Source organism: Ensifer sp. 38_S197, assembly GCF_056924495.1.
In genome coordinates this window covers 1,992,258-2,014,293 of sequence record NZ_JBXOVZ010000002.1, presented here as the reverse complement: position 1 = coordinate 2,014,293, position 22,036 = coordinate 1,992,258, and the positions used below count along the sequence as shown (strand labels likewise).

The window sequence follows — 22,036 nt, the reverse complement described above, 5'->3', positions numbered from 1 at the left end:
AGGCTGCTAAGTTCGTTAAGAGAGTGGTAAGAAGTGGCGAGTCCGTCACGGTCGTTCAGTTGGAGTTCAGCCGGACGGCCAAAGAATGAACCGCTTGCACAATGGAAGTCGCATGGAACGAATGATGGAACCAAGCCTGACCGACATCGATGACATGATCGTCCACGAGAAAATGCAGGCTGCGCTGGAACACCAGAGCGAAGCCTGGGCGGACGGCATGGCTGATGGTATCGAGCCGGAAATCATCGCCGATGCGGCCATTGCGCTCGCCATGCGGGAAACCGTTCGGCTTCATGGCGAAGATGGTGCTGAAGCGATGCTCAAGTCGCTTCGCGAGCGCGTGCTCGCCGGTGAATTCTCACCCCAGCGCACGCTTCAGTAATATCAGGACTGCCCGATGAGTCGGAATCTTGCAAACCGGACCCTTCCGGTTCGCCTCGCTACGCTGCTTTTGGCCGGTGTCGCCTTGAGCACCCAGGCAGCGTTCTCGCCCGCCTTTGCTCTCAGCGAATTGCAGGGCGCGCCGCAACCCGTTCCCACCGAGCAGCCCGCTGCCGGCGACCAGAAGGCGACGCCGCCCGTAGCCGAACCCGTCGCGGAGGAGCCGGAAGAGGAAGAAAAGCTTCCGCTCGAAATCCCCACGCCCGATCCGCTGATCAACAAGTCAGCGACGATCACCAAGGACGTGGCCCCCACGGCCGAGGAGCCGGAGCCGGCCGGGCCTGTCGAGGTCCTGACCGACGTTTCCAAGATACCGGCGCCGGTCGCCCGGATGCGCGAGCTGATCGTCGAGGCGGCCGCTTCCGGCGATATCGAGCGCCTGCGCCCGCTGCTCGGCAAGGGCCCGAACCAAACCCAGGTCACCGGTGTCACCGGCGACGAAGACCCGGTTGCGGTCCTGAAGAGCCTCTCGGGCGACCAGGAAGGCGTCGAGATTCTGGCGATCCTGCTCGACGTGCTGTCGACCGGCTTCGTGCTGGTGGACAAGGGCACGCCGCAGGAGGCCTATGTCTGGCCATACTTCGCGGAAAAGAAGCTCTCCTCGCTGACGGCACCGGAAAAGGTCGACCTGTTCCGCCTGATCACCGCAGGGGATTTTGCCGACATGGAAGAGTTCGGCAGCTACAACTTCTACCGCGTCGGCATCATGCCGGACGGAAAGTGGAAATTCTTCATCGCCGGCGACTGACTGCCGGCGACCGCGCTTGCCGATCCTCTCCGAACATCCTACCTCTTCGCCAAGAGATCACGAAGGTGCCAGGTCGAGTCGACCGGGATTGCCATCGTGATCGGTCTTTGTTGTTGCGCATTTCCGAACGCAAAACCGCTACGCATTTTTGCTGGAAATGCTCTGCAGCGCCGCACGTCTGATCAGACATGCAAAGGTCGCTGTAGCACTTCGAGTTGCTGCATGTTTCCTTTAATCGGCTACGACTAAAGGAAACATGCAGTAGGTTAGAGCGGGATTTCCACCCCACCGAGCAGGATTCGAACGATGCCCAGAATTCGCCTCGACGACCGCGCGATTGTCGCCGTCTCCGGCAAGGACGCAGAAGATCTTCTCCAGGGATTGATCACCACCGACCTCGACGCGCTGGCACCCGACGAAGCGCGGCCCGGGGCGCTTTTGACGCCACAGGGCAAGATCCTGTTCGACTTCATGATTTCCCGTGACGGCGACGGCCTCCGGCTGGAAACCGCGCGCGACCAGGCGGAGGCCCTGCTGAAGCGTTTGACGATGTACAAGCTCCGATCGGCGGTGGATCTGTCGATCGATGCGTCGGCCGTTGTCACTGTGATATTTGACGAAGCTGCGCCTGATGGTGCCTACCGGGATCACCGGTTCGAGAAGGCCGGGATAACGCTCTTCCGCAGCTATGGGGACGCAGCCGGCAACACTGCCAGTGTCGAAGAACACGAGCGGCTTCGCATCGCCGCGGGCGTCGCAACCGCCGGGACCGACTATGCGGCGCAAGATGCTTTTCCGCATGACGTTCTCCTGGACAAGAACGGCGGCCTTTCCTTCAAGAAGGGCTGCTACGTCGGCCAGGAAGTGGTGTCTCGGATGCAGCACCGCGGCACGCCGCGCCGCCGGGTCGTGATCGTTTCCGCCGAAACGGCGCTTCCCCCGACCGGAACGACGATCACCGCGAACGACAAGGCCATCGGCGCGTTGGGCACCGTCCAGGGCAAGTCCGCGCTTGCGATCGTGCGTATCGACAAGGCCGGCGAGGCCATGGCGAATGGGGTCCCGCTGCTTGCCGGCGACGTGGCGGTGACCATGGTTCTGCCCGAATGGACCGGGCTCACCTTCCCGACGAGCGCCGACGAGGCAAGCGCGTGACCACGACCCGCGCCTGGCAGCGCATGCTCTCCGGCCGTCGGTTGGATCTTCTCGACCCGTCACCGCTCGACGTCGAGATCAGCGATATCGCCCATGGGCTGGCGCGTGTTGCGCGCTGGAACGGCCAGACCGCCGGCGACCATGCCTTCTCGGTGGCGCAGCACAGCCTGATGGTCGAGGACATCTTTCGCCGCAGCTACAAATGCAGCGCCGACGATTGCCTGCTGGCCCTTCTGCACGACGCGCCGGAATATGTGATCGGCGACATGATCTCGCCATTCAAGGCGGTGGTCGGCGGTGGCTACAAGTCAGTGGAGAAGCGGCTGGAAAGCGCCATCCATCTCAGATTCGGCCTGCCGCCTCATTGCTCCAAAGAGCTGAAGGATCGCATCAAGAAGGCAGATCATGTCGCCGCCTATTTCGAAGCGACGGTGCTCGCCGGCTTTTCCGTGGAGGAGGCGCGCAAGTTCTTCGGTCAGCCACGCGGCATCACCCGCGAAACCCTGCTGATCGATCCCTTGCCGGCAGTCGAGGCGCAACGGCTGTTCACGGAGCGGTTCCAGGTTCTGGAAGCGCAGCGCCGGCCGGCCCGAGCGGACATCTGACATGCCCAATATCGTCGCTTCGCCGCTCGCCCGCATTGCCGAGATGGCCGTTCGCCACGGCTGTACCGAGATGATCAGCCTAGTCGCCAAAGGGCAGGATTTTCATCGTCCGGGCGTCATCACCAAGGCGCGGCACCTGACACTGGGCATGAACGACATCACTTTCGCCGGCACCGGCGATCTGGTGGCACCGCAGGAAGACCATGTCCGGCAGATCATCGCCTTTGCGCGCGAATGGGACCGCGCGCGGCCGCTGCTCGTCCATTGCTGGATGGGCGTTTCCCGTTCACCCGCAGCCGCGCTCATCGCGGCGCTTGCGGCCGAGCCGGACCAGGATGACTCAGGATTGGTGCAGCGCCTGCGGCAGGCCTCGCCCTTCGCGACCCCGAATAGCCGGCTCATCGAAATCGGCGATGCGGTGCTCGAGCGCAACGGACGGCTGATCGCCGCCGTTCGCTTGATCGGCCGGGGAGCGGATGCGGACGGCAACGCACCCTTTGTCCTGCCGCTTCTTGTCGAAGGAGCAACCGTTGCCGACTGAGACGCAGCCGACGACCGTCGAAATCGGCCTCAATGCGGCGATCGTCGCCGTCGTCCAACGCAGCCCGCGCATCCTCGCCGTCAGCGAAGCGGACGGCGATGCGCGCGACAGCCTGCCCTTCGGCCCCTTCGACCCTGCGCTCCACCGGACATTCGAGACGAGCCTGCGCGATCGCGTCGAAAAGCGAACTGCGCTGAAGCTCGGTTATATCGAGCAGCTCTACACCTTTGGTGATCGCGGCCGCCAGCGGCTCCCGGGCGAAGAAGGCAAACACATGGTGTCGGTCGGCTACCTGGCGCTGACCCGGACCGATGCCGAAAATACCGAACGCTTGGCCGAAGCCGGCGCCCACTGGCGCGACTGGTATGGCTACCTGCCGTGGGAGGATTGGCGTCAGGGCCGCCCGTCAATCCTCGATCAAGCGATCCTGCCGGGGCTTGCCCGCTGGGAGACTGGCGCCACCGGCGACGAGCGGGCGGGACCGATTGCGCAACGCCGGGCGCGCATCCGCCTCGCCTTCGGCCTCGACGATTTCCCCTGGGATGAAGAGCGCGTGCTGGAGCGCTACGAACTGCTCTATGAGGCCGGGCTGGTGCACGAGGCCGTCATCGACGGCCACGGCAACGGCCACGAGGTTCTGACCGCCGGGCAGGCGATGCGCCATGACCACAGACGCATCGTGGCAACTGCGATCGCAAGACTGCGCGGCAAGATCAAATACCGGCCGGTCGTGTTCGAGCTGATGCCGCCGGAGTTCACGCTGACCGACCTGCAAGCGACCGTAGAGGCGATTTCCGGCCGCCACCTGCACAAGCAGAACTTCCGCCGTCTCGTCGAAGGCGCAGAACTGGTGGAGCCGACGGGCATGACGCTCTCTTCGACCGGTGGCCGGCCGGCCGCGCTCTTCCGCTTCCGTCGCCAGATCCTCGACGAGCGCCCCGCCCCGGGCCTCAAGGTTGGCGGGCGATGATGCCAGCCGTCAATCGCTGAAAGCGGCGCTACACTTAAAAACATCCCGAGACGCGACCTACATTGGCTGGATCATGATATGGTTGGCGCAGTGGGTGGAGACGAAACACTCGTGGCCTGCGCTCCGCCAGAACGATGCGAAATTTTCGACTGAGGTAAGCCCAATGCTACTCGCACTGACCCTGCTGACGTCGCTGCTCGGCAGCCCGCCGCAATCGGGGATCGACGAGAAGCCGAAGATGCCCGACTATTTCAAGAATCAGCTCGGCTCGCAGCCGCAGACAACGATCTGCAATCTCAGCAGCCAGGATTCGAACGGACAGTTCCGAACCTGCCGCTATGATTGCGGCACGCAAATCACCGTCGGCCAACGTTTCGTCTGCCCGTTCATCATGCAGCGCTGACCCCGCCGAGGGTGGCGGACTACCGCTCGATCACCACATCAAGTCCGATGTCGAGCGTCGGCGCGGCCATGGTGATCTTGGAGGTCGAAATGTAATCGACGCCGCTCTCCGCGATCGCCCGCACCGTATCGATCTTGACGTTGCCGGAGGCTTCGAGCCGGGTGCGGCGGGGGTCGAGTGCATAGGCGTCGGCGGAAAGCTGCCAGTGCGCCCGGTTGACCGCGACCGCCTCGCGAAGAAGGTCCGGACCCATATTGTCGAGCAGGATCACGTCGGGCGCCGCTGTCAGCGCCTCACGCATCTGCTCCAGACCATCGACCTCGATCTCGATCTTGACGAGATGGCCGCAATAGGCCCGCGCCGCGTGAATGGCACTGGCAACGCCGCCCGAAACGGCGATGTGGTTGTCCTTGATCAGCACCGCGTCATCGAGGCCGTAGCGATGGTTGGAACCGCCGCCGAGGCGCACGGCATATTTTTCGAGCGCGCGCAGCCCCGGGATGGTCTTGCGGGTGCAGCAGATCTTCGCGCGGGTATGGGCGATCTCGTCGGCGAATTTCGCCGTATAGGTCGCAACGCCCGAGAGATGCATGAGGAAGTTCAGCCCGACACGCTCGGCTGACAGCAGACCGCGGGCGCGACCGGAAATGCGGGCGATGGCTGTTCCGGCCGCCACTCGGTCTCCGTCCGCCACCAGCGCTTCGAAGCGGATCGACGGATCGACCAGGCGGAAGGCCGCCCGGGCGAGATCCAGCCCGGCGACGACGCCCGGATCGCGGGCATTCATGCCGGCCGTTGCCGTCAGTTCCGGCCCGATCGTCGACAGCGTGGTGATGTCGCCGGCACGGCCGAGGTCCTCTATCAGTGCAGCGCGCACCTGGTCCACGATCATCAGTGCGGGCAGTTCGGGGCGGAGGGCTGCGGTCATTGTCACTGGTCCTGATGTTCAATCGAATAGGCGGCGGCCGGCAGATGCCGGCCTGCTGCATGTTGCCTTGAACCCTAACCGGTTCAAGGGCGCAGCAATTCAAAGCGCTACGGCCATCTATGCGCGGCAGAGAGGACGCGCGGCGCCGTAGTTCATGCCGCTTCCGTTTCCGCCAGTTCCTTGGCCAAACGGTTGGCGTCGGCGAGCGTCAAATAGGTGCGGCGGCGCCATTCCGGCCGCTCCGACGGGCAATCGGCGCGGAAGTGACCACCACGGCTTTCGGTGCGACGAAGCGCGCCGACAGTGATCAGCTTGGCGGTCGTGATGATGTTGGTGAAGCGCATGCGGGTATTCTCGCGCTCGAGCACCGCGATCTCCCGGATTGCTTTCAGCAAGCTCTCGCGGGTGCGGATCACGCCGACGCAATCGCTCATGACCTGGCGGAGAATCTTGAGCTGCGGGCTGTCCTCCACCGTCACGGGGTCGTCGTTTTCGCCGGCATTGTCGCCCCATTCGGTGAGCTGCGGCGTCGGCAGCGTGCCTTTGATGTTCTCGGCAATGCGGGCCGCAAAGACGACCGCTTCGAGCAGCGAGTTGGACGCGAGGCGGTTGGCGCCGTGCACGCCGGTCGAAGTCACCTCGCCGGCGGCCCAGAGACCATCGATCGAGGTGCGGCCTTCGGCATCGGTGAGTACGCCGCCCATGTGATAGTGGACCGCCGGCACTACCGGGATCGGCTGGGTCACCGGATCGATGCCGGCCGCGATGCACGAGGCATAGACGGTCGGGAACATCTCGGGGAAATGTTTGCCGACCGCCCTGGTGCAATCGAGGAAGGCGCCGCGCCCGGCCTGAACCTCGGCGAAGACCCCGCGCGAAACGATATCGCGGGGTGCAAGCTCGCCGTCCGGGTGGATATCGAGCATGAAGCGGTGTCCGGCCGCATTCAAGAGATGGGCGCCGTCGCCACGAAGGGCCTCGGTCGCAAGCGGCGCCGGGTCCTTGCCGATGTTGATCGCGGTCGGGTGGAATTGCACGAATTCCGGATCGGCGACGATCGCGCCGGCACGCGCCGCCATGCCGACCCCCTGCCCGCAAGCTTCCCACGGATTGGTCGTTACCGCATAGAGATGGCCGACCCCGCCCGAGCAAAGCACGACGGCACGCGCCGGGAACGATACGCGCTTCTTCGACTGCCCTGCATCCGGACGCGCGATGACACCGGAGATGAACCGGCCCTCGCGAACCAGTTCCTCGACGACGTACCCCTCGATTACGCGGATTGAAGGCGTCTTGCGCACCGCGGCAATCAGCGCCTCCATGATCGCCTTGCCGGCCATGTCACCTTTGACCCGGACGATGCGGCGTTCGGAATGCGCCGCCTCGCGCGAGAGCAGCAACTTGCCTTCGAGGTCGCGATCGAAGGGCACGCCATATTCCAAGAGATCGTGAATGCGCGCCGGACCTTCGGCCACCATCATCCGCGTCATCTTCTCGTCGACAATGCCGGCGCCGGCGGTGAGCGTGTCGGCGACATGCTTCTCGAATGTGTCGCCGGGGCTCATGGCCGCGGCGATGCCGCCCTGCGCCCAGGCTGAGGAAGCGCCATGGCCGATCGGTGCGGCAGCAAGGATCGTTACCGGCCGGGGGCTCAGCTTCAGCGCACAGAACAGCCCGGCCAAGCCACCGCCGACGATGACGATATCGTCAATCCCGTTGAAGGATTGCGGGCGAAAATGGTCGGTCAGCATGGTTCATTCTCCTCCAATGCGCATGCCTGCATCCGGATGAACATCACCCGGCAGAATTGTTACTGCTTGAGATTCACCATGCGTTCGACCGCCAGGCGGGCGCGATCGGCGATTGCGGGGTCGACGAGAACCTCCTCAGTCATGGTGAGCAGGCTGTCGAGGATCTTCGGCAGCGTGATGCGCTTCATGTGCGGACAGAGGTTGCACGGCTTGACGAATTCGACGCCCTCGATCTCGGCCTGGATGTTCGATGCCATCGAGCATTCGGTGACGAGCAGCACCTTCGGCGGGCGGTTGTCCTTGACATAGTTGATCATGCCCGACGTCGAACCGGCGAAGTCGCAGACGGCAATCACATCCGGATGGCATTCCGGATGGCCGATGATCTCGATGCCCGGGTTGGCTTCCTTGTAGGCCAGCAACTCGGCAGCGGTGAAGCGTTCGTGCACCTCGCAGTGGCCCTTCCAGGTCAGGATCTTCTTGTTGGTCTGGCGCGCGACGTTCATCGCCAGATATTCGTCGGGGATGCAGAGCACCGTGTCCGACTCCAGGCTTTCGACGACGGCGAGCACGTTCGAAGAGGTGCAGCAGATGTCGGTCTCGGCCTTCACGTCGGCCGATGTGTTGACGTAGGTGACGACCGGAACGCCCGGATAGCGCTGCTTCAAGAGGCGCACGTCGGCACCGGTGATCGATTCCGACAGCGAACAGCCGGCCTTGGCGTCGGGGATCAGAACCGTCTTTTCCGGATTCAGCAGCTTCGACGTTTCCGCCATGAAGTGCACGCCGCACTGGATGATGATCTCGGCATCGACCTTCGTGGCGTCGCGCGCAAGCTGCAGCGAATCGCCGACGATATCGGCGACGCAGTGGAAGATGTCGGGCGTCTGATAGTTGTGCGCGAGAATGACGGCATTGCGCTCTTTCTTCAGCCGGTTGATGGCGTGAACATAGGGCGCATAGACCGGCCACTCGATCGCCGGGATGAAATCCTTCACCTTCTCGTAGAGATGCTCGGTCTCGCGCGCGACCGCAGGCGTGAAGGCAAGCTCGGGTCTTTCGATGATACCAAAACGCTCCGCGGCGCTGACAGGAACCGGGTTCGCTTCCGCCTCAGTACGGGTTGCAAGGCGCGTCATCGAGATCTCCTCTCCGCCCATATTTTTGGGCGGGCTTTCAATTATGCTCAAACTGAGCATAATTGAACCAAAACAAAAGCGGCAAAGCCGCATGGGTTGATTTAGAAAGTTTTGTGACAGAATTCAAGAATGGAGCGCTGCTTTTCGCAGCGCTCCCGATTTTGATGGGCGATCAGGCCATGGCCGGCCGTGCCACGCCCTTTTCCTCGATCGGCCAATGGACGATCGCCGCGAAGACGCCGAGCGCCACGCCGAGCCACCAAACCGGATCATAGGAACCGAAGTGGTCATAGAGATAACCGCCCATCCACACGCCCAAGAACGAGCCGACCTGATGCGAGAGAAAGACGATGCCTCCGAGGAGGCCGAGGTGGCGGGTGCCGAACATGATGGCGACGAGCGCGTTGGTCGGTGGCACGGTCGACAGCCAGAGCAGGCCCATGACGATCGCGAAGACGATGACGGAGACCGGCGTCTGCGGCAGCAGCAGGAAGGCCGTCACCGCCACCGAGCGGGCGAGATAGATCAGCGCCAGGAAATAGGGCTTCGAGTAGCGCTGCGCGATGAACCCCGCCGACAGCGAACCGATGATGTTGAAGAAGCCGATCAGCGCCAGCGCAATCACCGCATAGCGCGCGTCGATGCCGATATCGCCGATATAGGCCGGGAAATGCGCGGTGATGAAGGCGACCTGGTAGCCGCAGACGAAGAAGCCCGAAACCAGGAGCAGGTAGCTCCTGTGGCCGAGCGCTTCCTTCAGCGCCTCGCCGATCGACTGCTTGTACTGCGCCTCGCTCTGGCGACCGGAGGATGCGTTGCCGCGCAGTGGGATGGCAAAGAACGGCACCAGCAGCATGAGGACGCCGAGATAGACCAGGCTGTCCGACCAGCCATAGGCGGAGATCAGCCCCTGGCTCAAAGGCGCGAACAGGAACATGCCGGCCGAGCCCGCCGCCGTGCAGATGCCGAAGGCGAGCGACCGCTGATGCGGCGTGACGTTACGGGCGAAGGCTGACAGGAGAATGCCGAAGGAGCCGGAGCCGACCGCCATGCCGACGAGCACGCCGCCGCCGATGTGCAGCCAGATCGGCGCGTTGGCGAAGGCCATGATGAACAGGCCGGCAGCATAGAGAAGCCCCGACATGGCGAGCACCCGCCAGGTTCCGAAACGATCGGCGATCGCGCCGAAGAACGGCTGGCTCAAGCCCCAGCATAGGTTCTGCAGGGCCATGGCAAGGCCGAAGGTCGTCCGGTCCCAGCCGGTATCGGCGAGCATCGGCAACTGGAAGAACCCCATCGCCGAGCGTGGGCCGAAGGTGAGCATCGCAACGATCGAGCCGGCCGCAATGATCAGCCAAGGCATCTCCCGGCTGGCACTGGACGGCGCGCATGCTCCGGAAACAGCGGACATGGAATATCTCCGATTGAAGGAGCGGCATCCTATGCGGCGGCTAAAATAGAGAAAAGCCAATTAAATTGACGCCGCGATCACCGGAATTGATGCCGGCCTCACCCGGCACTGCGGAAGCGGCTGCGGAACTCTCTGGGTGTCATGCCCTTGGCCGCCTTGAACTGGCGATTGAAGTTGGCGATCGAGCGATAACCGACGGTTTCGGCGATATGGGCGATCGATCGTCCGGAGCCGCTGAGCAGCGCGCAGGCCTCGCCAATCCTCAACCGCATCAGATATTCCGAGACTGGCATATTGAGGTGACGCAGGAACAGGCGATGCAGGCCTGACAGGCTGAGTGCGGCAAGGTCGGCGAGTGCAGCCATCGACGGGTTCTCGGTGTAATGCAGATGGATATGATCGAGCACCCGGTCGAGCCGGCCGCGATCGACCGATCGCCCTGACGGCATGACGACGCGGCTCGACAGCGGCACAACCTCTTGCTCGCGTGCCAGGATCGTCAGCAGGGACAGGACATCCGGCAGGCGTTCCTCCGGAGCCAGCCGACGCAAGCTCTCGAACAGCGGGCGCACACGCGCGGCCGCTTCCCGGGTGAATTGCAAGCCCGGTGCCGATCGCTCGAACATCGCCTTGACGCCGGCGAGCTCGACGAAGCCGTCATCGAGACGCTCCACCCATTCGGGATGAAACCAGAGAACCAGCGCCACGTGCGGCTCGAGGGCGTCACGCTTGCTCGAGGAGTGCCAGGTGTGCGGCAGGTTGGAGCCGACGAGCACGAGATCGCCGTCGTCATAGGCGCCGACGTGATCGCCGATGAAGCGCTGGCCCCGCGAGTTGAGCGTCAGCGTCAGCTCGAACTCCGGATGATGGTGCCATTGGAACGGGATGGAATCGTCGAGGCGGCGGTCGAGCAGGATCGACGAGGCGTTGGTCGCTCGCGGGATCTTCTGCAAAACCGCCTTCATGTTGCGCCACTCCTTGATATGACGCCAGAATAGTATCAGTTTTGGCATGCTCCGTGCAACACGGCCGATGAACAGAGGTCTAGGTTTTCTCCATCGACCAATCGAACATTTGAGGCGAGGAGACACCGATGCAGCCAAACAGAGACAGCCACCCGACGGCTGCCAATCTCGGAACGCAACTGAAGGACATCAAGAAGCGGCTGCCGTTGCGCGTGCTTTCGGAAGCGGACTGGCAGCACTGGATCACCAAGGGCTACGTCATCGTGCGCCAGGCGGTGGCACCGGCCAATGTCGAGCGCCTCGTCGACCTGCTCTGGCGCTTCGACGAGAAGGATCCGAACGATCCTTCTACCTGGTATGCGCCGCAGCGGCGCGAACACAAGATGAAGGAACTCAACAATACCGGCATGCTGGAGATCTACAATCACCAGTATCTCTGGGACAACCGCCAGGAGCCACGCATCTATGGCGCCTTCGTCGACATCTGGGATCGAGAAGACCTTTGGGTGACGATCGACCGCGCCAACCTCAACCCGCCGAAGAAGGTCAAGGGCAACCCCAACGGCTTCATCCATTGGGACGTCGACACCTCCATTCGGCCGTTGCCGATCGGCGTTCAGGGCGTGCTCAGCCTGAAGAAGCAGGATGGCGACGTCGGCGGCTTCCAGTGCGTGCCGGAACTGTTCGAGAACTTCGAAAGCTGGGAAAAGACCCAGCCCGCCGACCGCGACCCGATGCACCCTGATATGACCGGCCTCTCGACCGTCAACATCGAGATGGAGGCCGGCGACCTGATGATCTTCAACAGCCTGCTCGCCCACGGCGTGCGGCCCAACCATTCCGACGGCCGCGTACGGATGGCGCAATACATCTCCATGCATCCGGCGGAGTGGGACAACGTCGCCGAGCGCGAGGAACGGGTGCGGCTGTGGCGGGAACTCGACCACCCGAAGCGTGATGCCTTCCCCGGGGATCCGCGCGAATGGGAGAAGCACAACGCTTCCCCCGCCAGCCTCTCGGATCTCGGCGCCAAGCTACTCGGCATAACACCCTGGGCGTGAGGGGTTCCGATAAGTTAGAGCGAGATGCGGCCGGAAACCGCACGCACGTTTCCTCACCCGCTCTATGCCGAAGCACGCACCTTCATCGGCCAGCGCTTGCCGCGCCGGCCGATGACCTTGACCTCGTCGCCGAGCGTCACAGTGCCTTCGCTGCGCGGCACGGCATTCCAGCCGAAGAGGACGCCGGCCACGCGCCGGTCGGCCGACATCCGCTTTTCGGCCAGTCCCTGGATCGGGTTTCCACCGATGCGCTCGCCTGTGAATTGGTCCTGTGTTGTCATGATGCAGCGCGCGCAAGGCTTGACGAGATCGAACCGGATGCCGCCGATCTCGACGCTTTCCCAGAAGTCTTCCTCCCAGGCTTCGTCGCAATCGACGAGGATATTGGTGCGGAAACGATCCATGCCGACGGGTTCCTGACCCTTTTCGGCGAGCGTCCGGTTGAGATCGGCGAGCGAGCCTGTCGTCGTGATCAGGATCGGGAAGCCATCGGCAAAGCCCACAGGCGCCGCCGTACCCGCCCATTCGGCACCCACCAGGCGCTCGGCCGAGGCGTCCATGTGGGCGAGCTTGACCGGACGGCCGAACCATGCGGACAGGACTTCGTCCGTCGCATCGTCCGACACGGCAGCATCGACTTCGCTGCCCCAGACTTGGACGTTGAGCCGCCGATCCGGATCAAAGCGTACCGCAATCTCGCTGCCACCCATCTTCAGGTGCACGCCGCCATCGATGTGGCTGGCCTCAACCTTCGCCAGCGCCTGCAATTCGCGCTGCGTGATGAAGCGCCCGTCCGGCTCGATCAGCATGAAACGCCGGTCGCCCACGAGACCGTCGAGATGGACGACAACCGACTCTCGGGCGATCGCGCGGCCGCTCTTCAGCGGATGAATGTTGAGGCCGGTCACCTTCATGGGCAATTCCTTCATCTTCAAAAATTGATTCAAGCGCCTGACGATCCGATTCACCTGGTCGCCATAATCTGTTGAAACGGCTGGATCATTTTTCTGTTTCGAGCGAATGATCCAGCTTTTGAAAAGCCGCAAATCCGAGCGGAAAACCGTTTCACACTTTTCCTGGACTTGCTCTAAATTTCATCGAGCATCATGGCAAGCACGTCGCGCAGCCGTTGCTCGCGCTCCATGGCCAATCGGCGGCCTACGTCGGTCTTGAAGCCATCGGCCAGCCGGAAGAGCTTGGTCTCGAAATGATCGATGGCGAAAGCCTTGTCATCGAGCGGCCTTGCCTCCGCCAGCGGATCGAGCGGATCATAGAGGCCGCTGCCCATGCGCCCGGCGATGTAGAAACACCGCGCGGCACCGACCATACCGATCGCATCCAGCCGATCGGCATCCTGAAGGATCTTCGCCTCTAGTGTCTCCGGAGGAATGTTGGCGGAGAAGCTGTGGGTCAAAATGGCATGCGCTACCGCGGCCGTCTCCGTTGCGTCCCATCCGAGACCTCGCAGGATGCCTGTAGCCTTCTCTGCCGCCAGCCGCGATGCCTCAGTGCGCAAGGGCGAGTTCTTCTCGACCGAAACGCAATCATGCAGCAGCACCGCTGCGGCAAGCGGCCGGGCATCGCCACCCTCCTCCGCATTGATGCGCGCGGCGTTCTTCCAGACGCGGATCAGATGAGCGGCATCATGCGACCCGTCATCGGCGGCAAAGGCATGCGGCAACAGCACCGCTGCGAGCTCCTCATGCGGCGCGAAGGCTGCCGCGAGTTTCGAAATGCGTGTCATGACATCCTATTGCCGTTCGGCCGCGTTCGTCGGTGCCCCCGATGCGGCGCCGGCACCGGACAGGATCTTCTGGTAGAAAAGCCCGATGCCGATCAATACGCCGCCAAGGCCAATGAAGGACAGTGCCCGCAGGAAACCTTCGAGGTTGGACATGTCGATCAGGAACACCTTCAGCACGGCGACGAAGACGAGAACGGCCGAAGCGATGCGGATGCTCTTGGCATGGAAGCGCGAACCGAGCACGAGCAACAACACGCCGAGCAGCAGCCAGATGACCGAATAGGTATAGGTTTCTCCCTGCAGGAAGCCCTTCCAATCCGCGATGTTTTCCCCCTGCCACGCACGGCGCACGGTAAGGCTGGCCCAAGCGAAGGCAAGGACCGCGCCGCTGACCGCGAGCGCCATGACATAGGGCAAAGGCCGTTTGTCGCGCGCATACCAGGCGAGCCCGGCATAGCCGAGCCCCGGCAAGAGATAGCCGATCAGCAGCAGATCGAAGAACGGGATACGGCCCAGCAGCTCCCCGCTGAAGTAAGGATTGAGGCCGAGGAGATGCGCAGACAGCACCGACAACATCGAGAGCGCGCCGAGGCCCATGCCGCCGTAACGGAAGACGGGACTCGGCGACTTCATGTCGAGGCTCATGAAGATGGCCGATGCTCCGATCGCCAGCAGCGTATAGATCGACTGCTCGCTGAGCGTCGGCACCGAACTGTCGAGCACGCCGCCGTTCATCGCATGGCGCACCAGGATCGCGAGCGTCAGCAACACGAAGAGGCTTGCCAGCGCCTGCAGGAGGTTGCGCACGCGCGTGTCCGGCCAGGACCTGAGGAAGTAGGCCGAACCGGCGAGGAGCGCGGCGGGAATGCCGTAGCCGGGCAATAGCGCGTTGAAGATGGGCGTGGTGCCGAGATTGCCGGCACCGACGATCGTCGGCTCCCAGGCGATGCGCCCGAGAACGACGACGGCCGCCGCGCCGGTCATCCAGGGCAGGATCGGCCAGGTGCGGATGCGCGTCGCGAGCGCGTAAGCCGTACCGAGCACAGCAATCGCAAGTGTCGTGACCAGCCCATCCGTCCAGGCATGGAGCGCAAGGATGAAGAACGCGAACGAACCGGCGACCAGCAGGCCAGCCGCCGTGTCGCGCGCCTCTGCCCCGCCGTCACGGCGGTAAAGCCAGTCCGCCAGCGCGAGCAGCGCGGCGCCGAGGACGAGCGAGTACAGGCCGTGCGGCAGATCGAAGGCGTAGTTGCCGGTCATCAGGAACGACATGGCCGTCAGCGCGATCGGAACGCCTGCGGCAATGCCGGCCCAGAGGGTCGAATATTGCGGATGCGTGACGAGGCGGCGCGACAGCACGAAGCCGCCGAGCATCACGAACAGCGCCGCAAGCAGCATCGCGGTGATCATGGCGGTCCGCCCGGGCAGCACGATCGTCGGGAGAGCATCGGCCAGCGAGGGATCGAGATAGGCGAGCACGCCGCTCAGCGCCGTCAGGCTCCAGACGCCGGCGACTGCGCCGACCGCGGAAAGCACGGCGGGATAGACCGCCGTCGTCCGCCACGCTCCCAAAGCCGCCAACGCCGCAATGACCACGGCAAATTCCGTCACCGGATATTTGACCGCGGTCACCGCAGGGCTGATGAGAAGGAGCGCCAGAACCGTGGCGGCGATGGCCGCGGAAATGGAAATTGCCGCATGCGGCGGGATAAACAGTCGCTCCCACGGTCCGGCAACGGCGCCACGTCGCTCCACCTCGTCAGGCATCTCGGTCGCGGGCGCTGCCTCCGTAGCCCCCGGCCAGACAAGACCGATGCCCGCGATCATCACCAGCAGCGCAAAGGCGACCGGCAGCGGTTCGAATGGCGAGACCGCACTGATATAGGCAAGCCCCCAAAGCCCGATGCCCGCATTGGCCAAAGTCGGAACCACGGTCCAGGTCCGCAGCCGCGAGGCCAACAAGGTCGCCACCCAGACGACCGACAGGAAACCGAAGAGCACCCAGGGGCGCGGCTCGTCGCTCGAGACGAGTGCCGGCGTTGCGAGCGAGGCAAGCAAACCGAGGCCGGCGAGCGCCTGCCCATGCAGCAGCGACAGACCGACGGTCGCCAGCGAGATTGCGGCGAGGAGAACGAATGCTGTACCGGTGCCGATATAGCCGTAGATGTCGTAGGCGGCATAGGCGACGCCGAAAAGGGTGACGGCACCGGCCGCCGTCAGGATGCCGGGGATCATCGCGTTCTGGAACTCATTGGCGATGACAGGCACGGCGCGCCTGCGAATGACGTCCCCCGCCGCCATCAGCAGGAGGCCGAACAGGGCGGCAAGTGTCAGGCGAACCGCCGGGCTCAGGAGGCCGGCATCGATCGAATATTTGACCATGAAGACGCCGCCGAGTGCGAGCGCGATGCCGCCAACCCACACGGCCCAACGCGCACCGAGGCGGCTTTCAAGGCTTTCGGCCTGACGGGTCGCGGCCATGACCGGTTGCGGCGCTTTCGTGCTGGCGGCGATCGTCTCGTCGCCCTCGATGCCTTCCGCCGCTTTCTCCGCATTGCCAAAGATCCGGGTGCCCTCGTGCACGCTGGCCGGCAGGTCGACGGTGGTGTCCTCGGTCGTCTCCGTTTCCGCCGGCAATTCGGGCGCAGCGGCGAACTCTTCGCTCGCAGCTTCGGCTTGAACGCCTTCGCGCGACGAGGCTTTCAGGCTTGCGACCTCCGCCCTCAGGGTGGCGAGTTCACGCTCCAGCCGCTCGGCCGTCTTGCGGCCGCCGAGAAAGGCGGCAAGCGCCAGGATAACGGCAAAAAAATCAAAGAGTTCGAACATGGTTTCCCCTGACAGTCGCACATGCAAACCGCGCGCAACCATACAAACTTTTACGCGCCCGCCAAATCTCTACAGCGCCGCGCGTCTCATCCGACGTGCAAAGATCGCTGCAGCACCCTGAATTGCCGCATGTTTCCTTAAATCGGAGACGGATTAAGGAAACATGCAGTAGACGGGCGAGCGCTGTAATCTCTTCACGGAAATGTCGCAGAAGTGTCATCGGGCAACTGATACAGGCGGATGAGCACCGCCGTCCCGCGCGGTGGTTTCCATCGTTCAACCAGGAGACCCGATCATGGACAAGCATCTCGGCCAGACGGAAGAGACCGAATTCAAGACGCTGACGGAACGCAGGGAAGAGCTGGAAGACATCGGCCACAACTGTTCCACCAATCCGACGATGGGCGACATCATCCATCGTCGCTTCTCGCGTCGCTCGTTCATCGGCGGCTCGCTTGCCGTTGCTGCGATTTCGACGACCGTCAGCCCGCTCGCTCTCCTGACCGCCGAGGAAGCACGCGCCGAAGAAGGTTCGCGTTTCGACTTCACCGAGATCGAAGCCGGCGTTGATGAAAAGCACCATGTTGCCGAAGGCTACGATGCCGATATCCTGCTGCGCTGGGGCGACAAGATCTTCGCCGACAGCCCGGAGTTCGACCCGAAGAACCAGACGGCCGCCGCCCAGGAAAAGCTCTTCGGCTACAACAACGACTATGTCGGCTTCATCCCGCTCGACGGCAGCGCCGACCACGGTCTCCTGGTCGTCAACCACGAATACACAAATGCCGAACTGATGTTTCCGGCCTTCGCCAGCGTCGTGAAGGAAAAGGTGACGAAGGACGGCAAGGAAGTCGAGGAAGAGAAGGTCGTTCTCGGCGAATATACCAAGGAACTGGTCGACATCGAGATGGCCGCCCATGGCGGCACGATCATCGAGATCCGCAAGGTGGACGGCAAGTGGCAGCCGGTTCTCGACGGCAAGCACAACCGCCGCATCACCGTCAACACCGAGATGCAGATCACCGGCCCGGCCGCCGGTCATGACCGCCTGAAGACGCCGTCCGATCCGACGGGCAAAAAGGTCTTCGGCACGATCAATAACTGCGCCGGCGGCGTCACCTCCTGGGGCACCTACATGATGGCCGAAGAAAATTTCAACGGCTATTTCGGCGGCGAGCTTGCCGAGGACCATCCGGAATACAAGCAGCTCAAGCGCCTGGGCGCACCAGGCGGCCAGTATGAATGGGCCTCCTTCCATGACCGGTTCGACGTCTCCAAGGAGCCGAACGAAGCCAATCGTTTCGGCTGGATCGTCGAGGTCGATGCGCGGGACCCGACTTCGGTGCCGAAAAAGCGCACCGCGCTCGGCCGCTTCAAGCATGAAGGCTGCGAATCGATCGTCAACAAGGATGGCCGCGTCGTGCTCTATTCCGGCGACGACGAGCGATTCGACTATGTCTACAAGTTCGTGACCAAGGGCAAGTTCAACCCTGATGATCGTGCCGCCAACATGGACCTCTTCGACGAAGGCACGCTCTATGTCGCCAAGTTCGAGGAAGACGGCACCGTCACCTGGATGCCGCTGGTCCACGGCGAGGGCCCGCTGACCGAAGCCAACGGCTTCGCCTCGCAGGCCGACGTGCTGATCAACACCCGTCTTGCCTCCGACGCACTCGGCGCCACCAAGATGGACCGTCCGGAAGACGTTCAGCCGAACCCGAAGACGGGCAAGGTCTATGTGATGCTGACCAACAATACCAAGCGCAAGGCCGAACAAGTCGACGCCGCCAACCCGCGCGCCAAGAACGCTTTCGGCCATATCGTCGAGATCACCGAGACCGACGGCGACTTCGCTTCGTTGAAGAGCCGCTGGGACGTGCTGCTGAAGTGCGGCGATCCAAGCGTTGCCGACGTCGGCGCTTCGTTCTCGACCGCCACCACCAAGAACGGCTGGTTCGGCATGCCCGACAATTGCGCCATCGACGCCGACGGTCGCCTCTGGGTGGCGACCGACGGCAACAACCAGAAGGAAACCGGCCGTGCCGACGGCATCTGGGCGATCGACACGGACGGCGCAGCCCGTGGCACGTCGAAGCTCTTCTTCCGCGTTCCGGTTGGTGCCGAAATGTGCGGCCCGTGCTTCAACCCGACGTCGGATACCTTCTTCCTCTCGGTCCAGCACCCGGGCGACGCCGGCCTTGCCACCTACGAGACGCCGGCAACCCGCTGGCCCGACTTCAAGGATGACATGCCGGTTCGCCCGGCCGTCGTCGCCGTGACCAAGCAAGGTGGCGGCCGCATCGGCTGATCAGGACTGCGGATCGCAAACGAGACGCCGCGCAGCTCTGCGCGGCGTCTCGTTTCCGGAGTTGTTTTTTAGTGGCGCAATTCCGGACGGAAAACCGCTTCGCACTTTTCCTGGAATTGTAGTTGAAGTGACGCAATTCCGGACGGAAAACCGCTTCGCACTTTTCCTGGAATTGTAGTTGAAGTGACGCAATTCCGGACGGAAAACCGCTTCGCACTTTTCCTGGAATTGCTTTTAACGCCGCAGATTGTCGATCGGGAAGATCGCGCAGGTTTCGGTGCCATGGGCCAGCAGCTTGCCGTTTCCGTCACGAAGCCAGGCTTCCGATGTCGCGATCGTCCGGCCGCGATGCACGATGCGCCCCTCGCAGAAGACCTCACCCATGCCGGGCAGCAACGGCCGCACGAGGTTTACCTTGAACTCGACGGTCGTATAGGCTTCGCCCGGCTTCACCGTGGTGAAGACGGCGCAGCCGAGCGCGGAATCCATGATCGTCGCCGTCCAACCGCCATGAACCGTGCCGAGCGGGTTGAGATGTTCCTCGGTCGGCAATCCCTTGAAGACCACCCGGCCCTCTTCCACTTCGCTCAGTCCGAACCTCAGTGTCTTGGACATCGGCGGTGCCGGCAGCTCGCCGCTCAGCAGATCCTGCATCGCCTTGAGACCGCCGTCACGGGCGACACGGTCGAGCGACAGCACGCCGATGCCGGATACGGACATGCCGGGATAAAGCTCTTGATACATCGATAACTCCTACTGCATGTTGCCTTTAATCGTTGCCGATTAAAGGACAAAAACATGCAGCACTTCAAAGTGCTACAGCGACCTTTGCGCGTCTGATAAGACGCGCAAAGGTCGCTGTAGGGGATCAGGCGGCGGAGGATTGCGCTTTCAGCGCTTTGAGTGCCGCATGGACGAAGCCGTCGCGCGCGGAAGATACGTCGAGGCCGCGCGGCTCATAGACATGGCGGTTGAGGAAGAAGGCGGTCAGGCGGAAGGCGGCGGCAAGGCTATCGTAATCCGCTGCCCGGCGCGTTTGCGCGGAAAGGAACTCCGGCAGCGCCAGCATCCGGTCGGCGTAGCGTTCCCCCGCCGCCCGGCAGACCGCCCTGCCCGATTTCGGCGAGACATAGACCAGTTCGGTGCGCGCACCGGTCGCGACACATTCCGTGAGGTCGAGCCCGAATCCGAGGTCATTGAGGACCGCAAGCTCGAAGCGCACGAACAATTCTCCGGCATCGGCCGGATCGGCGAGATGATCGACGATGACGGTCAGCGCCTCGTAGAGATGCGGATGCGGGTCGCGCTCCGGGAGGAGCCGCAGGAGCGCACCGAGAGCCTGGATGCCATAGACCGAGGTTGCCGTCTCCATCAGCCGGGCGGCACGCAACTCCACCGGTTCGATGCGGAATTCACCCATATGCTCGTCAAGCCGGGCGCGCCAGGTCACTTCCACCGAATTGCCCGGCTGCAGCACCGGCTGCATGATGCGCGAGCGGCCGGAGCGCACCATGCCGAGATGCCGGCCGTGGGTGGCGCTCATGACCTCCACGATGGCCGAGCTTTCGCCGTGCCGCCGTATCCCGAGAATAATGGCCTGATCGCTCCATTGCATGGATATGGCATACACCCACGGTCGAAAGCGGATCAAGCCATGTTGCGAGCGCAAGCGCGACGCGGCCGGGTGTCGCCTTTCGGCCACACTCACTGGTTGCCTCATTTGCGACATGCTGTCGCCGCCCCGACGCCGTCTTTGACATTAGAACGGAAGAGCGGCAAAAGCCGTGCCTCCCGCCCAAAATGACAATCAGCAGGATCAAAATTTTCATTATGTGTGTGTCCCGGAACAGCGCCGGCCGCCTGGCGCAGCTCTTCGCCCTTCTTCTCGCCACCTCGACGCTCGCCAGTTGCGTCACCACGTCGGGGCCGGCCAAGCCGAAGGGACCGGATCCATACTATGTGGCGATGTACGGGCCGCTCCCGAATGAGAAGTTCCCGCTGGATGCGATCGATATCAGCAAGGTCGACAAGCGCTATCTGCGCCAGCAGGTCGCCTATCAGACGCATGAGCCGCCGGGCACGATCGTGATCGACACGCAGAACCGCTTCCTCTACCTCGTCCAGGATGGCGGCATGGCGATGCGCTACGGCATCGGCGTCGGCAAGGCCGGCCTGGAATTCGCGGGCGAGGCGCGTATTGCCCGCAAGGCCGAATGGCCGCGCTGGACGCCGACGCAGGACATGGTGGCGCGCGAGCCCGAGCGCTACGGCCCGCTTGCCGGCGGGATGGAGCCGGGTGTGCGCAACCCGCTTGGACCGCGCGCGCTTTATCTCTTCCAGGGCAACCGCGACACGCTGTTCCGCATCCACGGCACGACCGAGGCCTGGTCGATCGGCAAGGCCGTCTCCAGCGGCTGCATCCGTCTCTTCAACCCCGATATCATCGATCTCTACAGCCGCGTGCCGCTCGACTCGCGTGTCGTGGTACTGCAGGCCGAACCGCCGATGACGGAGCCGGCCGCAGGCGTGCCCATGGCGAGCGCTGCAAATGGCGGCCTGCCCCCGGCCTATTGATACCTGCTCGGCGGAGGCCGGGCGCCTACCAGGCGTCCGGCCTCCGCACCATGTGCACGATATTGGCCGGGTTCATGATCCAGCCGCCGCGAAAGCCTTCGCCGAGTTCTTCCACTGAATCGCATCGCACGACACCCTTGCCAGCGAGGTGATCAAGGGCGGCTGCATGATCGTCGGTGAACAGTTCGAGCCAGACCTCGGCCTGGCTGTAGTTCGGCGCCTCGTCGATCCAGAGTTGGTTGGGCCCAAGCTTGAAGCCGATGGCAGGCAGCTTCTCCTTGATCGGCTCGAGGCCGACAGCGTCGCGATAGAAGGCGACGACCGCCTCGTGCTGGTGCGAGGGAACCTTCATCGCGATGTTGATGCCACCTGTGATTTTCGTCACGACGCAATCTCCCGTTGCCGCTCGACACGCACCGATGCGGCTCATTGTTTATGTTTAGACTGTCGAAATTTCGCACGCGGT

Annotated in this window: 21 protein-coding genes; 10 read left to right on the top strand and 11 right to left on the bottom strand. The window is 63.3% G+C overall.

The annotated features are described in order from the left end of the window. The first annotated feature begins 112 nt into the window (after nucleotides 1-112). The 7 genes from AC1Z3V_RS22840 (at nucleotide 113) to AC1Z3V_RS22810 (ending at nucleotide 4,863) form a co-directional block, all read left to right on the top strand. Nucleotides 113-382, top strand: a complete 270-nt coding sequence (locus AC1Z3V_RS22840; RefSeq protein WP_429808328.1) for a hypothetical protein — start codon at nucleotides 113-115, stop codon at nucleotides 380-382. 15 nt (nucleotides 383-397) lie between these two features. Beyond that, on the top strand, nucleotides 398-1,189 hold the full coding sequence (locus AC1Z3V_RS22835; RefSeq protein WP_483501893.1) for a hypothetical protein: 792 nt from the start codon (nucleotides 398-400) through the stop codon (nucleotides 1,187-1,189). A gap of 306 nt (nucleotides 1,190-1,495) precedes the next feature. Continuing rightward, nucleotides 1,496-2,344, top strand: coding sequence for a CAF17-like 4Fe-4S cluster assembly/insertion protein YgfZ (gene ygfZ / locus AC1Z3V_RS22830; RefSeq protein ID WP_483501891.1), 849 nt, complete (start codon nucleotides 1,496-1,498; stop codon nucleotides 2,342-2,344). Beyond that, entirely contained in the window at nucleotides 2,341-2,949 is a 609-nt protein-coding gene (locus AC1Z3V_RS22825; protein ID WP_483501890.1) for a YfbR-like 5'-deoxynucleotidase, read from the top strand. The genes ygfZ and AC1Z3V_RS22825 overlap by 4 nt, the downstream gene beginning before the upstream one ends. A 1-nt stretch (nucleotide 2,950) precedes the next feature. Further along, nucleotides 2,951-3,490 (top strand): tyrosine phosphatase family protein, encoded by a 540-nt coding sequence (locus tag AC1Z3V_RS22820; RefSeq protein ID WP_483501888.1) that lies wholly within the window; start codon nucleotides 2,951-2,953, stop codon nucleotides 3,488-3,490. Further along, nucleotides 3,426-4,460 (top strand): NUDIX hydrolase, encoded by a 1,035-nt coding sequence (locus AC1Z3V_RS22815; protein ID WP_483501887.1) that lies wholly within the window; start codon nucleotides 3,426-3,428, stop codon nucleotides 4,458-4,460. Before AC1Z3V_RS22820 ends, AC1Z3V_RS22815 begins: the two co-directional genes overlap by 65 nt. 163 nt (nucleotides 4,461-4,623) lie before the next feature. Then, nucleotides 4,624-4,863: a hypothetical protein gene (locus AC1Z3V_RS22810; RefSeq protein ID WP_429808312.1), complete on the top strand. Its 240-nt coding sequence runs from the start codon at nucleotides 4,624-4,626 to the stop codon at nucleotides 4,861-4,863. Nucleotides 4,864-4,882: 19 nt separating this feature from the next. Here the strand turns inward: AC1Z3V_RS22810 and nadC are convergent, their stop codons facing one another. The 5 genes from nadC to AC1Z3V_RS22785 all read right to left on the bottom strand — a co-directional run bounded on the left by nadC (nucleotide 4,883) and on the right by AC1Z3V_RS22785 (nucleotide 11,057). Beyond that, nucleotides 4,883-5,791, bottom strand: coding sequence for a carboxylating nicotinate-nucleotide diphosphorylase (gene nadC / locus AC1Z3V_RS22805; protein ID WP_483501886.1), 909 nt, complete (start codon nucleotides 5,789-5,791; stop codon nucleotides 4,883-4,885). Nucleotides 5,792-5,943: 152 nt separating this feature from the next. Next, entirely contained in the window at nucleotides 5,944-7,542 is a 1,599-nt protein-coding gene (locus AC1Z3V_RS22800; protein ID WP_483501884.1) for an L-aspartate oxidase, read from the bottom strand. A 59-nt stretch (nucleotides 7,543-7,601) separates the two neighbouring features. Further along, nucleotides 7,602-8,681 carry a quinolinate synthase NadA gene (gene nadA / locus AC1Z3V_RS22795; protein ID WP_483501882.1) on the bottom strand — a complete coding sequence of 360 codons (1,080 nt, stop codon included), beginning with the start codon at nucleotides 8,679-8,681 and terminating at the stop codon, nucleotides 7,602-7,604. 172 nt (nucleotides 8,682-8,853) lie between these two features. Further along, a complete protein-coding gene (locus AC1Z3V_RS22790) occupies nucleotides 8,854-10,092 on the bottom strand; it encodes an MFS transporter (protein ID WP_483501880.1) in 1,239 nt (412 codons plus the stop codon). Between the two features lie 98 nt (nucleotides 10,093-10,190). Beyond that, nucleotides 10,191-11,057: a helix-turn-helix domain-containing protein gene (locus AC1Z3V_RS22785; protein WP_483501878.1), complete on the bottom strand. Its 867-nt coding sequence runs from the start codon at nucleotides 11,055-11,057 to the stop codon at nucleotides 10,191-10,193. 128 nt (nucleotides 11,058-11,185) lie between these two features. On the opposite strand from AC1Z3V_RS22785, the gene AC1Z3V_RS22780 reads away from it, so the two are divergent. After that, the gene (locus AC1Z3V_RS22780) at nucleotides 11,186-12,118 is read left to right on the top strand and encodes a phytanoyl-CoA dioxygenase family protein (protein WP_483501876.1); all 933 of its coding nucleotides are present in this window, start codon (nucleotides 11,186-11,188) and stop codon (nucleotides 12,116-12,118) included. 62 nt (nucleotides 12,119-12,180) lie between these two features. Here AC1Z3V_RS22780 and AC1Z3V_RS22775 read toward each other — a convergent pair whose 3' ends face one another. From AC1Z3V_RS22775 to AC1Z3V_RS22765, 3 genes are all read right to left on the bottom strand, one after another. Next, a complete protein-coding gene (locus AC1Z3V_RS22775) occupies nucleotides 12,181-13,032 on the bottom strand; it encodes an MOSC domain-containing protein (protein ID WP_483501874.1) in 852 nt (283 codons plus the stop codon). Between the two features lie 173 nt (nucleotides 13,033-13,205). After that, on the bottom strand, nucleotides 13,206-13,862 hold the full coding sequence (locus tag AC1Z3V_RS22770; RefSeq protein WP_483501873.1) for an HD domain-containing protein: 657 nt from the start codon (nucleotides 13,860-13,862) through the stop codon (nucleotides 13,206-13,208). A 6-nt stretch (nucleotides 13,863-13,868) separates the two neighbouring features. Further along, the gene (locus AC1Z3V_RS22765; RefSeq protein ID WP_483501871.1) at nucleotides 13,869-16,688 is read right to left on the bottom strand and encodes a DUF2339 domain-containing protein; all 2,820 of its coding nucleotides are present in this window, start codon (nucleotides 16,686-16,688) and stop codon (nucleotides 13,869-13,871) included. 295 nt (nucleotides 16,689-16,983) lie between these two features. On the opposite strand from AC1Z3V_RS22765, the gene AC1Z3V_RS22760 reads away from it, so the two are divergent. Further along, nucleotides 16,984-18,996 carry a PhoX family protein gene (locus AC1Z3V_RS22760; protein ID WP_483501870.1) on the top strand — a complete coding sequence of 671 codons (2,013 nt, stop codon included), beginning with the start codon at nucleotides 16,984-16,986 and terminating at the stop codon, nucleotides 18,994-18,996. 234 nt (nucleotides 18,997-19,230) lie between these two features. Here the strand turns inward: AC1Z3V_RS22760 and AC1Z3V_RS22755 are convergent, their stop codons facing one another. Together AC1Z3V_RS22755 and recO are read right to left on the bottom strand one after the other, a co-directional pair. Further along, nucleotides 19,231-19,740, bottom strand: a complete 510-nt coding sequence (locus AC1Z3V_RS22755) for a PaaI family thioesterase (RefSeq protein WP_483501869.1) — start codon at nucleotides 19,738-19,740, stop codon at nucleotides 19,231-19,233. 124 nt (nucleotides 19,741-19,864) lie between these two features. Beyond that, a complete protein-coding gene (gene recO / locus AC1Z3V_RS22750; protein WP_483501868.1) occupies nucleotides 19,865-20,611 on the bottom strand; it encodes a DNA repair protein RecO in 747 nt (248 codons plus the stop codon). A 215-nt stretch (nucleotides 20,612-20,826) separates the two neighbouring features. Between recO and AC1Z3V_RS22745 the strand changes: the two genes are divergently transcribed. Further along, nucleotides 20,827-21,570: a L,D-transpeptidase gene (locus AC1Z3V_RS22745; RefSeq protein ID WP_483501866.1), complete on the top strand. Its 744-nt coding sequence runs from the start codon at nucleotides 20,827-20,829 to the stop codon at nucleotides 21,568-21,570. Between the two features lie 25 nt (nucleotides 21,571-21,595). Here the strand turns inward: AC1Z3V_RS22745 and AC1Z3V_RS22740 are convergent, their stop codons facing one another. Next, the gene (locus AC1Z3V_RS22740) at nucleotides 21,596-22,000 is read right to left on the bottom strand and encodes a hypothetical protein (RefSeq protein WP_483501864.1); all 405 of its coding nucleotides are present in this window, start codon (nucleotides 21,998-22,000) and stop codon (nucleotides 21,596-21,598) included. Nucleotides 22,001-22,036 lie beyond the last annotated feature (36 nt).